This window comes from Streptodolium elevatio (genome assembly GCF_053592165.1).
Genome location: NZ_JBSFVE010000008.1, coordinates 280,559 through 296,491, shown reverse-complemented (window position 1 = coordinate 296,491; position 15,933 = coordinate 280,559). Strand labels below are relative to the sequence as shown.

The window sequence follows — 15,933 nt, the reverse complement described above, 5'->3', positions numbered from 1 at the left end:
CCAATCAATGGACTGATGTTAGACCAATGAGATTGGATAGCCCCGAACGATGGCCGGACGACGGGAGATCGGTGTGACGCAGGGGAGGGCGGCCGTGGCAGGGGAACAGCCGTACGACGTGGACCGGCTCCGGGCCCGGATCGCCGAGGGGGAGATCGACACCGTCCTCGTCGCCTTCACCGACATGCAGGGCCGGCTCCAGGGCAAGCGCCTGTCCGCGCGCTACTTCCTCGAAGAGGTCGTCGCCCACCACACCGAGGGCTGCAACTACCTGCTGGCCGTGGACATCGACATGAACACCGTCGACGGCTACGCCATGAGCTCCTGGGAGACCGGGTACGGCGACTTCGTCCTCGTCTCCGACATGGCGACGCTGCGCGAAGTGCCGTGGAACGCGGGCACCGCGATGGTGCTCGCCGACCTGGCCTGGCCCGACGGACGCCCGGTGGTCGCCTCGCCGCGGCAGATCCTGAAGGCGCAGACGGACCGGCTCGCGGCCCTGGGGCAGCGCGCGATGGTGGGCACCGAGCTGGAGTTCGTCGTCTACCGCGACACGTACGAGCAGGCGTGGAACCGCGGCTACCGCGACCTCACGCCGGCCAACCAGTACAACGTCGACTACAGCGTGCTCGGCACCGCCCGGATCGAGCCGCTGTTGCGGCGCATCCGCAACGAGATGACCGCCGCGGGCATGTACGTCGAGTCCGCGAAAGGCGAGTGCAACCTCGGCCAGCACGAGATCGCCTTCCGCTACACCGAAGCCGTGCGCACCTGCGACCACCACAGCATCTACAAGAACGGTGCCAAGGAGATCGCCGCTCAGGAGGGCATGAGCCTGACCTTCATGGCCAAGCCCAATCAGCGCGAGGGCAATTCGTGCCACATCCATCTGTCGCTGCACGGCGAGGACGGCCCGGTGCTGAGCGGTGACGGGCCGTACGGGCTCTCCAAGGCGGGCGCGCACTTCCTGGCCGGCCAGCTCGTCACACTGCGCGAGTTCACCCTGCTGTACGCGCCGAACATCAACTCCTACAAGCGCTACCAGCCCGGCACCTTCGCCCCCACCGCCGTGCAGTGGGGGGTCGACAACCGGACGTGCGCGCTGCGCCTGGTCGGCCACGGCCAGTCGCTGCGTGTCGAGAACCGCGTCCCCGGCGGCGACGTGAATCCGTATCTCGCGGTCGCGGGCATGATCGCCGCGGGCCAGTACGGCATCGACAACGAACTGCCGCTGCCGGGACCGCAGACGGGCAACGCGTACACCTCCGGCGCCGAAACCGTGCCGACCACGCTGCGCGAGGCGCTGGACCTGTGGGAGAAGAGCGAGCTCGCGCGCGCGGTGTTCGGCGACGAGGTGCACGCGCACTATGCGAACGCCGCGCGCGTGGAGCTGGCGGCGTATGAAGCGGCGGTCACCGACTGGGAGTTGTTCCGCGGCTTCGAGCGCATGTAGGGCGCGCGCACGGCGCGTGAGGCGGCCGGAGGTCGAACGCACACGGCCCGCGTGACGTGTCAGGTGAGTCGTCTGTGGCTCGGAGCGCGGCACACAACGCATCAAGACATCGCAAGAGAGACAGAGAAAGGGCCGCGATGGCCGACGACGTCTTCGACGTGATCAACCCGGCGACCGAGGAAACGGTCGCCTCCGTGCCGATGGCGAGTGCCGCCGAGGTGGATGCCGCGGTACGCCGCGCCGCCGCCGCGTACCCGTCGTGGCGCGCCGTCGCGCCCGGCGACCGCGCCCGCCTGCTGCGCCGCTTCGCCGAGGTCGTCGACGCCCACACCGACGAACTGGCGGCCCTCGAAGTGGCCGAGGCCGGGCATCCGGTGGGCAACGCGCGCTGGGAGGTCGGCAACCTGCGCGACGTCCTGCACTACTACGCCGGTGCGCCCGAGCGCCTGACCGGGCGTCAGATCCCGGTGCCGGGCGGCATCGACGTCACCTTCCAGGAGCCGCTGGGCGTCGTCGGCCTCATCGTGCCCTGGAATTTCCCGCTGCCCATCCTCGGATGGGGCCTGGCGCCCGCGCTCGCGGCCGGCAACACGGTCGTCGCCAAGCCGGCCGAGCTGACGCCGCTGACCGCGCTCAGGGTCGCCGAACTGGCACTGGAGGCCGGTCTTCCGGAGGGTGTGTTCCAGGTGCTGCCCGGCCGCGGAACCGAGGCGGGCCGCGCGCTGGTCGACCACGAACTCGTTCGCAAGATCGTGTTCACCGGCTCGACGGTGGTCGGCAAGGAGATCATGGCGCGCGCCGCGGGCGGCGTGAAGCGCGTGACGCTCGAACTCGGCGGCAAGAGCGCCAACATCGTGTTCGCCGACGCCGACCTGGAGAAGGCCGCGGCGGCGGCGCCGATGTCGTTCTGCGACAACACGGGGCAGGACTGCTGCGCGCGGAGCCGCATTCTGGTGCAGCGCGGCGCGTACGACCGGTTCCTCGAACTGCTGGAGCCGCACATCCTCGCGGTGCGCGCGGGCGACCCCGGCGACCCGGCAACCGAGATGGGCCCGCTGGTCTCGGCCGCCCAACTCGACCGGGTGCGCGGGTACGTGCCCGACGACGCACCCGTCGCCATCCGCGGCACGGTGCCGTCCGGCAAGGGCTTCTGGTACCCGGCCACGGTCCTGACGCCCGCCGATCCGCTGGACCGGACCGTCACCGACGAGATCTTCGGCCCGGTGACCGCGGTGATCCCGTTCGAGGACGAGGACGACGCGGTGCGCATCGCCAACGCGACCGTCTACGGCCTGGCCGGCTCGATCTGGACCCGCGACATCGGCCGCGCACTGCGGGTCAGTCGCGGCGTCGAGGCGGGCAATCTGTCCGTCAACTCACACTCCTCGGTCCGCTATTGGACGCCCTTCGGCGGCTTCAAACAGTCCGGCCTCGGCCGCGAACTGGGCCCGGACGCACTGGCGGCCTTCACCGAGACGAAGAACGTGTTCATCGGAACGGAGTGACCGATGACCGACAGAGCGAGCATCGGACCGGAGTGACCGATGACCGACAGAGCGAGCATCGGAACGGAGTGACCGATGACCGGACAAGCGCCATCGGTACGGAGTGACCGACCGATGACCGGCAACCGCCGCATCAAAGCACGTACGGAGGAACAGTGAAGCGTTTCGAGGGCCGCACGGCCGTCATCACCGGTGCCGGCAGCGGCATCGGCCTGGCCACCGCGAAGCGCCTCGCGTCCGAGGGCGCCAACGTGGTCTGCGTCGACGTCGACGAGACCGCGGGCAAGGCCGCGGCGGAGGCGGCAGCCGGCCTGTTCGTCAAGGCCGACGTCACCTCCGAGGCCGACGTCGAAGCCATGTACCAGGCCGCGTTCGACACGTACGGCCGCATCGACGTCGCGTTCAACAACGCCGGCATCTCGCCGCCCGACGACGACTCGATCCTGACCACCGGCCTCGACGCGTGGCGCCGCGTGCAGGAGGTCAATCTGACGTCGGTCTATCTGTGCTGCAAGTACGTCATCCCCTACATGCAGCGCCAGGGCAAGGGGTCGATCGTCAACACCGCGAGCTTCGTGGCCCGCATGGGGGCGGCGACGTCGCAGATCTCCTATACCGCGTCGAAGGGCGGGGTGCTGGCCATGTCGCGCGAACTTGGCGTGCAATTCGCGCGGGAGGGTATTCGTGTCAACGCCCTGTGCCCGGGGCCGGTGAATACTCCGCTGCTGCAAGAGCTGTTCGCCAAGGACCCGGAGCGCGCGGCACGACGACTTGTGCACATCCCCACCGGGCGCTTCGCGGAGGCCGAGGAGATCGCGGCGGCGGTCGCGTTCCTCGCCTCCGACGACGCGTCCTTCATCACTGCCGCCGAGTTCCTGGTCGACGGCGGGATTTCGGGTGCCTACGTGACACCGCTCTAGCCGCCCGCAAGAACCACGGCATCGTCAGCGAGACAGGTGGTACCTCTCATGCCCCGCCCCGTCATCGGCATCACCGCCTACAGCGAACAGGCCAAATGGGCCGCCTGGGACGTGCAGGCGACGCTCCTCCCGCAGGCGTACGTCGACCGTGTCGCGGCCGCCGGCGGGCTGCCCGTGCTCCTGCCGTCCGTGCCGGATGTCGCCGAGGTCGTCGACCGCATCGACGCGCTTCTGATCGCCGGGGGCGGCGACATCGATCCGGCCAGGTACCGGAGCGAGGCGCACGAGCGCACCGGGTTCGTGCGCCCGGCGCGGGACACGGCCGAGTTCGCGCTCGCCGAGCGGGCGTTCGACGCACGTATCCCGGTGCTGGGCATCTGCCGCGGCCTCCAGGTCCTCAACGTCCTGCGCGGCGGCACGCTGGTCCAGCATCTGCCGGACCGGCTCGGCGACGAGCGCCACGCGCCCGCTCCCGGGCAGTACGGGCGGCACCCGGTCTCCCTGGTGCCGGGGAGCCGCACGGCGCAGTTGTACGGGCGGACCGAGTTGGACGTCGCGACGTACCACCACCAGGCCGTGGACACGCTCGGCGCCGGACTCGTGGTGACCGGGCGGGCCCCCGACGGAACCGTCGAAGCGCTGGAGGTGCCGGGCCACCCGTTCGCGATCGCGGTGCAGTGGCACCCCGAGGTGGACGACGACCTGTCGCCGTTCGCGGGACTCGTGGCGGCGGCCGAGGCGCGCTCGGCGTCGACGGCGGTCCCGGTCTGAGGCCGCCGCGCCGGAGGCGCCCGCATGCCGCGGTGCGCCCCGGCGCGCACGCCGGTTGATGTCAAGGACAGGAGACGCGCACCACAACGCGGGTCGGACTCAGGCGCATCACGGTTGCGTGACGTACTGCCCCGATAGGCGAATTCTCCGGTTACCAATCAGTATGGTCGCCGGTCATGACCCCCCTCGCGTGGACCCTGTTCGCGGTGGCCGCCATCGTGGCGGTCGCCGACTGGGCCGCAGTCGGACGCGAGGATTTGCGGCTCGAAAGCCGGGCCAAGCCGGCCGTCATCGTGGCGCTCATAGCCGTGGCGGCCGCACTCGACCCGTCCAGCGAGAGCCAGCGCGCCGCCTTCCTCATAGCCCTCGGCCTGTCGCTGACCCGCGATGTGCTCACGCTCGGGGGCGAACGGCACTTCGTGGCGGCCGTCGGCGCGTCCCTCGCGGCACACGCGGCCTATGTCGTCGGGTTCCAGCAGGTCGGCTGGTCGTGGCTGTGGGCCGCGGCCGGCATCGTGGTCGTTCTGGTGGCAACCCTCGGGTACGCGGTCCGGCTTGTCCTCGGTGTCCGCGCGTCCCGTCCCATGTTGACGCTGCCGGTCGTGATCTACATCGGCGTGCTGTCGGTCATGGTGGTGGCGGCGTCCGCGACCGGTCGGCCGACCGCGGTCGCGGGGGCGTTCCTGTTCTACTGCTCGGACGCCCTCGCCGGGTGGAACCGCTTCCGGGAGGAAACGCCGTACGCCCGCATCAGCATCGCGGTGTCGTACCACCTCGCGCAGATGCTTCTCGTCCTGTCGCTCGTCTGACGCGGGCGGCCTTCGCGGGGATATCGCGAGGTCGGCGGAGCACCATCCGGTACCCTGTGGCTATGCGTGCCGTACTGCTGCTTACCGGGCCGCGCTGAGCAGGACGGGCGACCACCTCGCATGAGGCGCTGTCGCCCACCTCGGCGCGGCGACCCCTCCTGTGCGAGGGGTTTTTGTATTTCCGGCAAGACCGCGTTATTTCGACGGCCAATACGACACGCACACGTGTGCACCCAGGAGCCCTGAGGACGATGACCGAGACGACGCAGGCCGCCGAGCCGACCGAGCCCTACCGCTACACGGCCGCCATGGCCGGCGAGATCGAGCTGCGCTGGCAGGACCGCTGGGAAGGGGACGGCACGTTCGAGGCCCCGAACCCGGTGGGCCCGCTGGCCGAGCCGGACAAGGTCGCGGGCCGCGAGAAGATGTTCGTGATGGACATGTTCCCGTACCCGTCGGGTGTGGGCCTGCATGTCGGCCACCCCCTGGGCTACATCGCCACCGACGTGTTCTCCCGGTACAAGCGCATGACCGGGTTCAATGTGCTGCACACCCTGGGCTACGACGCGTTCGGCCTGCCCGCCGAGCAGTACGCGGTGCAGACCGGCACGCACCCGCGCATCACCACCGAGGCGAACATCGCCACCATGCGCCGTCAGCTGCGCCGCCTGGGCCTGGGCCACGACCCGCGCCGCTCGATCTCGACGATCGACCCGGACTACTACCGCTGGACGCAGTGGATCTTCCTGCAACTGCGCACGTCCTGGTACGACACCGAAGCTGACGGCGGCAAGGGCCGCGCGCGGCCGATCGCCGACCTGGTCGAGCAGTTCGAGAAGGGCACCCGAGCGGTTCCCGGCGGTGGGGTGTGGGCCGACCTGAGCCGCGCGGAGCAGGCGAAGGTGGTCGACGGCTTCCGCCTGGCCTACCTGTCCGAGGCGCCGGTCAACTGGTGCCCAGGTCTGGGCACCGTGCTGGCGAACGAGGAGGTCACCGCCGACGGGCGCAGCGAGCGCGGCAACTTCCCGGTGTTCAAGCGCAGCCTGAAGCAGTGGATGATGCGGATCACCGCTTACTCCGACCGGCTGATCGACGACCTGGACACGCTGGACTGGCCCGAGCCGATCAAGCTGATGCAGCGCAATTGGATCGGCCGGTCCGAGGGCGCGCACATCGACTTCGCCTTCGCGGGCCACGAGGACGTGTCCGTCCGCGTGTTCACGACCCGTCAGGACACCCTGTTCGGCGCGACGTACATGGTCCTGGCGCCCGAGCACGAGCTGGTCGGGGCCGTCGTGCCCGATGCCTGGCCGGCGGGTACGCCGGAGGCGTGGACGGGCGGGGCGGCCACCCCGGCGGAGGCGGTCGCGGCGTACCGTGCCGAGGCCGCGTCCAAGTCCGAGGTCGAGCGGCAGACCGAAGGCCGTGACAAGACCGGTGTCTTCACGGGGGCTTACGCGGTCAACCCGGCCGGCGGCACGGCCGTCCCCGTGTTCATCGCCGACTACGTGCTGGCCGGCTACGGCACCGGCGCCATCATGGCGGTGCCCGCCCACGACCACCGGGACTTCGAGTTCGCCCGCAAGTTCGAGCTGCCGATGATCTGCGTCGTCGAGCCCGACGACGGCCGCTCGACCGACCCGGCCACCTGGGACGACGCGTTCGTCTCCAAGACCGCCCGGATCGTCAACTCGGCCACGCCCGACTTCAGCCTGAACGGCCTGGACGTGACCGAGGCCAAGCGCGCCATGGACGCGCATCTGGCGGCGCAGGGCGTCGGCGCGCCGACCGTCACCTACCGGCTGCGGGACTGGCTTTTCAGCCGCCAGCGGTACTGGGGCGAGCCCTTCCCGATCGTCTACGACGAGGACGGCATCGCGCACGAACTGCCGGACTCCATGCTGCCGGTCGAGCTGCCGGAGATCGACGACTACAGCCCGCGCACGTTCGACCCGGACGACGCCGACTCGCAGCCCGAGACGCCGCTGTCGCGGCGCGAGGACTGGGTGACGGTCGAACTGGACCTGGGCGACGGGCCGCGTACCTACCGCCGCGAGACCAACACGATGCCCAACTGGGCGGGTTCGTGCTGGTACGAACTGCGCTACGTGGACCCGACCAACCCCGACCAGCTGGTCGACCCCGAGAACGAGAAGTACTGGATGGGTCCGCGTACCGCGGGCGCGTCCGGCGGCGTCGACCTGTACGTCGGCGGGGCCGAACACGCCGTGCTGCACCTGCTGTACGCGCGTTTCTGGCACAAGGTGCTGTTCGACCTGGGCTACGTGTCGTCGTTCGAGCCGTTCCACAAGCTGTTCAACCAGGGCTACATCCAGGCCTTCGCCTACACCGACGCGCGCGGTGTGTACGTGCCGGCCGAAGAGGTCACGGAGGAGGACGGCAAGTTCTTCTTCGGGGTCGAAGAGGTCAAGCGCGAGTACGGCAAGATGGGCAAGTCGCTGAAGAACTCGGTGACTCCCGACCAGATCTGCGAGGAGTACGGCGCGGACACCCTGCGCCTGTACGAGATGTCCATGGGCCCGCTGGAGGCCTCCCGCCCGTGGGACACGCGCGCGATCGTCGGCTCGTACCGCTTCCTGCAGCGCCTGTGGCGCAACATCATCGACGAGTCGACCGGTGAGGTGCGGGTCGCCGACACCGAGCCCGACGAGGCGACGCTGCGCGCGATGCACAAGGCGATCGACGGCATGCGCAAGGACCTGGAAGGCATGCGGTTCAACACGGCCATCGCCAAGGCGATCGAGCTGAACAACCATCTGACCAAGCTGGACTCGGTGCCGCGCCCGGTCGCGGACAAGTTGGTCCTGATGGTCGCGCCGCTGGTGCCGCACGTCGCCGAGGAGCTGTGGGCGCGCCTGGGCCACGACGGGTCGCTGGCGCACCACGACTTCCCGGAGGCGGACCCCGCGTACGTCGTCGACGACACGGTGACGTGTGTCGTGCAGATCAAGGGCAAGGTCAAGGCGCGCCTGGAGGTGCCGCCGGGCATCGGCGAGGACGACCTGCGCGAACTGGCCCTGGCCGACGCGGCGGTCCAGTCCGCGCTGGGCGGCGCGGCGGTGCGGATGGTCGTCGTACGGCCGCCCAAGCTGGTGAACATCGTTCCGGCGTGAGCCGGGCACGGACGCGCCCGTCTGGCCGCGTCCCGACGGGCGTGGACGGTCTTCTCCGTCCGCGCCCGTTCTGTTCGAGGGTGATTCGCCCACCTTCGTTTCCCTGCCGTGTACGGTGCATTTCCGGGCTGTGACGATCGCCCTGGATCGCGGTGTTTTCGTCCGGCGCGGACGCCCGGTGCCTCAGCGGCGCTACTGTTGGGGCATTCGCAGGTGGCGACCTGGGAGGAGACCAGCCGTGTCACTCGCCTCGGACGGTGCGCAAGCCGTCGCCCTCTTCCTGGGCGCAGGGGTCGCCGCGCTGATGGTGCTGATCGGTGTGGTGGTGATCATCGGGGTGATGGTGCGGCGTGCGGTGCGGCGCAGAATCGACCGGCATGCGCCGCGCCTGCGGGGCCTGGTGGACGACGCGGCGTCGCGGGCCCGCGCGTACACCCGCCCGGGTGGCGCCGGCGAGGCGGCCCGACTGCGGTCCGCGGTACGCAAGTCCCTCGAACACACCCGCAGGGTCCTCGACGCCGGCTACGCACGGGACACCCAGCTCGCCGAGGCCCGGCAACTCCTCGCCCGCCTCGAACGCTTCGCCGAGGGCCTGGACACCGACCTGCGGATGCTGGAGCGCGAGCCGGACCCGGTCCGGATGGAGCGCGAGCTGCCCGCGCTGCGCGAACGGGCCGAGCGGGTCCAGCACGCCGCCGGGTCGCTGCGCTGGGCCGCGCAGGACCGCGAGCAGGTTCTCGCGCACGACGACCTCGACCGGCTCGGGCGCGAGGTCGAGCAGGAGGTCGCGGCATTGCGCGAGACCACGCAGGCGGCCAAGGACGCGCTCGGCCCCTGACACGTGCGCGACGCGTTTGCCGGGCAGGTCGCGCGGAACGGTGGATGTGCGGCCGACGCGCGACCGGTGTCCGACCGCCCGGGTGCGGTGAACGTTTTCCTCGTCCCTTGTCCCTTCGCCGACGGGTAGCTTCAGCCCCATGACGACCGAAGTCGCGATCGTTACCGATTCCACGGCGTACCTGCCCGACGCGGTCGTCGAGCAGCACGGCATCGTCGTCGTGCCGCTCAAGGTCGTGCTCCGCGGGCGGCCGCTCGACGAGGGGACGGAGGCGACGCCGGCCGGCCTTGCCGAGGCGCTGCGGCAGAAGCGCGTGGTGACGACGTCGCGCCCGTCGCCGGAGACGTTCGCGGAGACGTACCGGCGGGTCGCGGAGGGCGGCGCGCGCGAGATCGTGTCGGTGCACTTGTCGGCGGAGCTGTCGGGCACGTACGAAGCGGCATTGCTGGCCGCGCGAGAGTCCCCCGTGCCGGTCCGTGTGGTCGATTCCCGGACACTGGCCATGGCCATGGGCTTCCCGGTCCTGACCGCGGCCGAGGCGGCGGCGGACGGCGCGTCGGCGGAGGACGCGGCGACGGCGGCGGAGAAGCGCGCGGGGGCGACCTCGGGATTCTTCTACGTGGACACGCTGGAGTACCTGCGGCGCGGCGGGCGCATCGGCGCCGCCGCCGCGCTCATGGGCGCGGCGCTCGCGGTCAAGCCGCTGCTGCACGTCTCGGACGGTCGGGTGGCCCCGCTGGAGAAGGTCCGCACGTCTGCGCGGGCCATCAGCCGGCTTGAGGAGATCGCCTTGGAAGCGGCCGGCGAGGGCCGGGTCGATGTGGCTGTGCACCACTTGGCCAGCCCGGACCGCGCCGAGGCGTTGGCTGGTCGACTACGCGAACGCCTGCCGCAGCTGGGGGAGTTGTACGTATCCGAGGTCGGCGCGGTGATCGGCGCGCACGCGGGCCCGGGGCTGCTCGCCGTGGTGGTCTCCCCGAAGTAGGGCGCCGGCGCGGTTCGTTCGGCGTGTCGCGGGGCGTTGCCATCTACCTCATCTCCACGGCCGCGGTCGAGCCCGTCGTCCACAGGCTCGGGGTTGTCCACAGATTTCGATCACCGGCGCGGGGCGCCCGACTTCGCCGCCTAGCGTCGAGGCATGTCGAAATCACCGAACCCCCGGACCGCCTCCCGACTCGCCGCGTTGTTCCCGGCCGACGCCGCCACCGGGCGGCACGCAACCGATGCCGCGCTCGGGCCGCACCGTTCCGACGCCCCTGCCTCCTCGCGCCACGCCGCGGCGTCGCCCGAGACCCCGCCGCCCGGCGTGCCGCCACCCGGTCCGGACCCGTGGGCGGGCGTCCCGGAGCCCGTCGGCGGCGGGTCCCGGGACGCCGCGGCCGACCGAGACGCCTCCGCCGAGCCGCTGCCCGCCGCAACCCGCTTCGCCGCGACGGTCGCGGACCGAATCCCGCCCGGCCTCAAGGCGTTCCGCATCGCGGTGGACGGGCGGGTGGTGGCGGCGGTGGCCGCCCTGGCACTCCTCGCGATCGTCATCGCCGGCGTGGGCTGGTGGCGGTCGCGTCCGCAGACGGTGGCGGTGCCTGCGGCCGTCGCGGCCTCCGCCTCCGGGGCCGCTGTCGGGGCCGATTCCGGGACCGCTGCTCCCGGTGCCACTGCGGGATCGCTCGGCTCGGGCGCCCCCCGGCCGGATCCGCTTGCCTTGCCCGCCTCGGCTGCCCTGGCGGCTTCGACCGACCCCTCCGCGGCCGCGGCCGCCGCGTCGGTGTCCGTCCATGTCGTCGGACGCGTCGCCCGCCCCGGCCTGTTCGCCCTCCCCGCCGGATCCCGCGTCGACGACGCCCTCAAGGCGGCCGGCGGGGCGCTCCCCGGTACGGACCTGGCCGCTCTCAACCTGGCGCGTGTGCTGTCCGACGGCGAGCAGGTGCCGGTCGGTGTGCCCGGGGCAACCGCCGTCCCGGCCCCGGCGGGTGCGCCCGCGGCGTCCGCGGCGGGGAAGGGCGCGGCAAACGGCGCGGCGGCCGGTGTCGTCGACCTGAACACGGCCACCGCCGAACAACTCGAGGGCCTGCCCGGCATCGGCCCCGTCATGGCCGCGAGCATCCTCGACTGGCGTCGCGCGCACGGCCGGTTCACCTCGGTCGAGCAACTCCGCGAGATCCGCGGCATCGGCGAACGCCGCTTCGAGGAACTCCGCCCGAGGGTGCGCGTATGAGCACGCCACCGGTCCAGGGCCGCCCGGGCGATGCCGCCCGTACCGCCGCGGTCGACCTCAGGCTCGTTCCGGGCGCCGTTGCGGCCTGGGGTGCCGCGTGGTGCGTTCCGGCCGTACGCCCGGTCGTGGCCTGGACGTTCGTCGGCGGCTGCGTGGTCGGAGCAACCGCCCTGTCCGCCCTGTGCCGGGGGCGCACGATCCGCGCCACGGCGGCCGTCGCCCTCGTCTGCTGTGCGGCCGGCGGAGCGTCCGCGACCCTGCAGACCTCCGCGCAGCGGGCCGGGCCCGTCCGTGCGCTCGCCGACCGGGGCGCCACCGTCACCGCGCAACTCATCGTCACCGGCGACCCGACAGTGGTCGTCCCCAAGGTCCGCGGCACATCGCTCGGCACCGCGAAGTTCCGCATCCCGGCGCGCGTCGACCGGCTCGTCACCCCCGCCGGCCCGTCCGTGCGCCTGCGAACTCCCGTGCTGATTCTGGCGACCGGGCAGGCCCCGTGGCCTCGGCTGCTGCCCGGCACACGCATCAACGCGGTCGGCCGGCTGGTCGCCGCCCGGCCGGACAGCCCGGCGACCGCGCTCCTCATCGTCGAATCCGCGCCCCGGGTGACCGGCCGTCCGTCCGACCACCAGCGGTTGGCGGGCCATGTCCGGGACCGGCTGCGCCGGGCCTGCGCAGGTCTGCCCGCCGCACCGCGCGGGCTGCTCCCCGGCCTGGTCGTCGGCGACACCTCAGCCGTTCCCCTTGGTCTCACCGAGGACTTCAGGACCACCGAACTTACCCACCTGATGGCGGTGAGCGGCACCAACATCACCATCCTGCTCGGCGCCGCGCTCCTGACGTTCCGTCATGTGGGGGTCCGGGGGCGCGCGTTGCCCGTGCTGGGTGCGGGGGCCGTGGTGGGCTTCGTCGTCCTCGCGCGCCCCGAACCCAGCGTGCTGCGGGCCGCGCTCATGGGGCTGGTGACGCTAGCCGCCCTGTTCGGCGGGTGGCGCCGCCACGGCCCCTCCGCCCTGGCCGCCGCGGCACTGCTTCTGGTACTGCTGGACCCGGCGCTGGCGCGCAGTTTCGGGTTCATCCTCTCGGTGCTGGCCACCGGAGCCCTGCTGCTGATCGCCCCGCGCTGGGCCGCGGCCCTCGTGCGCCGCGGCTGGCCCGCCCCGATCGCCGTGGTCGTCGCGGTCCCGTGCGCCGCCCAGGCCGTCTGCGCCCCTGTTGTCGTCACCTTCACCGAGCGGGTCAGCATCGTCGCGGTCCCGTGCAACCTGCTGGCGGAGTTCGCCGTCGCACCCGCGACCGTGCTCGGGTTCGTCGTGCTGCTCGTGGCGCCCCTGTACATCCCGGCCGCCGCCCTGGTCGCGCACGTTGCGGCGGTGCCGGTGGCGTGGATCGCCCTGGTCGCCCGCACCGGGGCGGCGTTCCCCGGGGCTACCGTCGGCTGGCCCGGCGGCCTGCCGGGCGGTCTCGCCCTCGCCGTCGTCACCGTCGCCGCGATTCCCCTCACCCGTGCGCTCGTCCGGCGGCCCGTCGCCGTCACCGTGCTTGCGGCCGTGGTGCTCATCGCGTTGCTGCGCCCCCAGCCGCTCATTCGTCCCCTCACCGGGTGGCCGCCGCCCGGCTGGCACTTGGTGGCCTGCGACGTCGGGCAGGGCGACGCCTTCGTGCTCAACGCCGGACACGGCCGAGGCGTCGTGGTGGACACCGGCCCCGACCCGCACGCCGTCGACCGGTGCCTGCGCGACCTCGGCATCGACCGCGTCCCGCTGGTCATACTCAGCCACTTCCACGCCGACCACGTGGAGGGCCTGCCCGGTGTGCTGAACGGCCGGGCGGTCGGCGCCGTCGAGACGTCCGGCCTGCGTGAGCCGGCCGGCGAGGTCGCCCGCGTACAGCGCTGGGCCGAGGCGGCCCGGGTGCCGGTGCAGACTGCCCGGCACGGCGAGCAACGCGTCGTCGCCGACGGTGCGCTGCGGTGGCGGGTGATCGGCCCGCGTGATCCGCAGGCCGTCCGCCGGTACCGCGGTTCGGCGCCCAACAACGCCAGCACGGTGGTCCTCGCCGAGGTCTCCGGCATCCGGATCCTGTTCACCGGCGACGTCGAGCCAGAGGCCCAGCGGGCGTTGCGTGCCGACCTGTCCGGCATCCGGGTGGACGTCCTCAAGGTCCCGCACCACGGCTCGGCGCGGCAGGACCCGGCGCTGTTCCTGGGCCTGCGTCCGCGACTGGCGCTCGTCTCGGTCGGCGCCGGGAACACCTACGGCCATCCGAGCCGTGCGGCGCTCTCGCTCCTCACCGCGGCGGGCGCACACACCGCCCGTACCGACCTCCAGGGCGCAATCGCCTTGTCCGGTACGGCCAAGGACCTGCGCATCACCACCCGCCCCCGGTCCCGGGTCGTCGCCCGAGGCGGCCCGCCGGCCCGTCACGACCACGGCCACGCTGCACAAAGTTCTGCCTTGAATCGCTCGGCGCTCTGTGGTTGCTTGAGTTCGTCAAGTAAGTCGGAGGGACCACAAGTCCAGGCACGTGTCACCACAGGCAGGGTTCCGAGGAGCACGGCGCACCGAGCCGTTCCGCCGGGGGAACGGGCCCTCAGCGCCGAGGAGTCGCCGATGTTTCCGAGAACCATGCCGCCCCGCCGCTCCGCCCCGCGCGTCCGGCGCCGAAGGCTCGCGGCGGTGGCGGCGGCCGCCGCCTTCGCCCTGTCGGCCACCGCGTGCGGGGGCGGCTCCGACGACGGCGGTTCCGTCGGCGGCACCGCGCAGCGGGGCGGCTCGGTCACGATCCCGCTGCCGGTGGAATCGCGCGGGCTCGACCCGTTCACCGCGTCCTACACCGGCTCGGCCGACTCCAGCCGGATGGCCGCGCTCTACGACTTCCTGGTGTACCTGGACCCGGCCGACGGCAAGGTCAAACCGCGCGTCGCGGAGAGCCTCGTCCCGGACGCCACCGGCGCGGTCTGGACGCTGAAGATCAAGCCCAAGGTGAACTTCAGCGACGGCACGCCCTACGACGCCGCCGCGGTCAAGGCGAACTGGGACGCCAACAACGACCCGGCGATGAGCTCCATCCACCGCGCCAACATGGCCGGTGTGACCAGCGAGGTCGCCGGGCCGCTGGAGCTGCGCATCACGCTGGCGAAGCCCAACCTGAACTTCGACCGCACGGTGGCCAACGGCCTCGCACACATCGCCTCGCCCACCGCGTTCAAGGCCGACCCCAAGGGGTTCCCGAGCAAGCCGGTCGGTGCCGGCCCGTTCCTGCTCAAGGAGTGGGTGCGCGGCAGCCAGCAGGTCATGGTGCGCAACCCCACCTACTGGCAGGCCGGGTTGCCCATGCTCGACCAGATCACCTTCACGGTCATGCCCGACAGCACGCAGCTGCTCAACACCCTGGGCAACAACCAGGCCGACATCACCGTGACCTCCAACGGGGAGGCCGAGGAGATCGCCGCGACCAAGAACCTCGAGGCGATCACGACCCAGGTCTACGGCGGCCAGTACTTCCTGATGAACATGCGCCGCGCGCCCTTCGACGACCCGCGCGCCCGGCGCGCGATGGCCATGGCCTTCGACGGCGCCGCGATGATGCAGACCCTCTACCAGGGCGATATCAAGACCGCGGACGGACTCTTCCCCGACAACTCCCCGCTGATCGACCCGTCGGTGTCGGCGCAGCCGGCGTACAACCAGGCCGAGGCGCAGAAGCTGTTCGACGAGCTGGCCGCCGAGGGCAAGCCGGTCAACTTCACGTACCTCACGCAGCAGAACGCCAACGCGCGCAAGACGGCCGAGTACATGCAGAGCCGACTGGCCCAGTACAAAAACGTCAAGATGGAGGTCGAGGCTCTGGAGGTCACGGCGTACATCACCAAGGGGCTGGTCAACCGCGACTTCCAGGCCCAGAACTTCGGTATGTGGCTGGCCGACCCGGACCCGGGCATCGACAGCCTGTTCCGTACCGGTTCCCCGACCAACTACTCGGGCTACGCCAACCCGGCGGCGGACGCGGCGCTCGACCAGGCGCGGGCCGCCACCACGCCGGAGGGGCGGCGTGCCGCGTACTCCGAACTGGTCAAGCTCACCGCGCAGGACGTGCCGTTGTTCGTCTGGCAGGAGGCGACCACCTCGGTCATCCACCGGCCGAGCGTGACCGGGTTGCAGGTGGTCAACGACGGTGCGCTGGTGGTGGACCAGATCGCCCTGAAGAAGTGACCGGGCAAGCGGGCCGCGGCGGGGTGCCGCGCTCGTAGTGACCCCCCGGGCCCGTCCGGCCGCGGTGACCCGCG

10 protein-coding genes are annotated in these 15,933 nt (G+C 71.8%); all 10 read left to right on the top strand.

Annotated features, from left to right (window positions below; all coding sequences use genetic code 11):
• Positions 1-94 precede the first annotated feature (94 nt).
• The 10 genes from ACWD12_RS17590 (at position 95) to ACWD12_RS17545 (ending at position 15,859) form a co-directional block, all read left to right on the top strand.
• Positions 95-1,453, top strand: coding sequence for a glutamine synthetase family protein (locus ACWD12_RS17590; protein ID WP_450100240.1), 1,359 nt, complete (start codon positions 95-97; stop codon positions 1,451-1,453).
• A gap of 137 nt (positions 1,454-1,590) precedes the next feature.
• Positions 1,591-2,958 (top strand): aldehyde dehydrogenase family protein, encoded by a 1,368-nt coding sequence (locus ACWD12_RS17585; protein WP_450100239.1) that lies wholly within the window; start codon positions 1,591-1,593, stop codon positions 2,956-2,958.
• 155 nt (positions 2,959-3,113) lie between these two features.
• Positions 3,114-3,878 (top strand): 3-oxoacyl-ACP reductase, encoded by a 765-nt coding sequence (locus ACWD12_RS17580; protein WP_450100238.1) that lies wholly within the window; start codon positions 3,114-3,116, stop codon positions 3,876-3,878.
• Positions 3,879-3,926: 48 nt separating this feature from the next.
• Positions 3,927-4,649, top strand: coding sequence for a gamma-glutamyl-gamma-aminobutyrate hydrolase family protein (locus ACWD12_RS17575; RefSeq protein ID WP_450100237.1), 723 nt, complete (start codon positions 3,927-3,929; stop codon positions 4,647-4,649).
• Between the two features lie 176 nt (positions 4,650-4,825).
• Positions 4,826-5,458 carry a lysoplasmalogenase family protein gene (locus ACWD12_RS17570; protein ID WP_450100236.1) on the top strand — a complete coding sequence of 211 codons (633 nt, stop codon included), beginning with the start codon at positions 4,826-4,828 and terminating at the stop codon, positions 5,456-5,458.
• A 251-nt stretch (positions 5,459-5,709) separates the two neighbouring features.
• Positions 5,710-8,592 carry a leucine--tRNA ligase gene (gene leuS, locus ACWD12_RS17565; protein ID WP_450100235.1) on the top strand — a complete coding sequence of 961 codons (2,883 nt, stop codon included), beginning with the start codon at positions 5,710-5,712 and terminating at the stop codon, positions 8,590-8,592.
• Positions 8,593-8,830: 238 nt separating this feature from the next.
• Positions 8,831-9,430, top strand: a complete 600-nt coding sequence (locus ACWD12_RS17560; RefSeq protein ID WP_358363560.1) for a hypothetical protein — start codon at positions 8,831-8,833, stop codon at positions 9,428-9,430.
• Positions 9,431-9,569: 139 nt separating this feature from the next.
• A complete protein-coding gene (locus ACWD12_RS17555; protein WP_358363559.1) occupies positions 9,570-10,415 on the top strand; it encodes a DegV family protein in 846 nt (281 codons plus the stop codon).
• Positions 10,416-10,568: 153 nt separating this feature from the next.
• Positions 10,569-11,645 carry a helix-hairpin-helix domain-containing protein gene (locus tag ACWD12_RS17550; protein ID WP_450100234.1) on the top strand — a complete coding sequence of 359 codons (1,077 nt, stop codon included), beginning with the start codon at positions 10,569-10,571 and terminating at the stop codon, positions 11,643-11,645.
• The gene (locus tag ACWD12_RS17545) at positions 11,642-15,859 is read left to right on the top strand and encodes a ComEC/Rec2 family competence protein (protein WP_450100233.1); all 4,218 of its coding nucleotides are present in this window, start codon (positions 11,642-11,644) and stop codon (positions 15,857-15,859) included. Before ACWD12_RS17550 ends, ACWD12_RS17545 begins: the two co-directional genes overlap by 4 nt.
• The last annotated feature ends 74 nt before the right edge of the window (positions 15,860-15,933 follow it).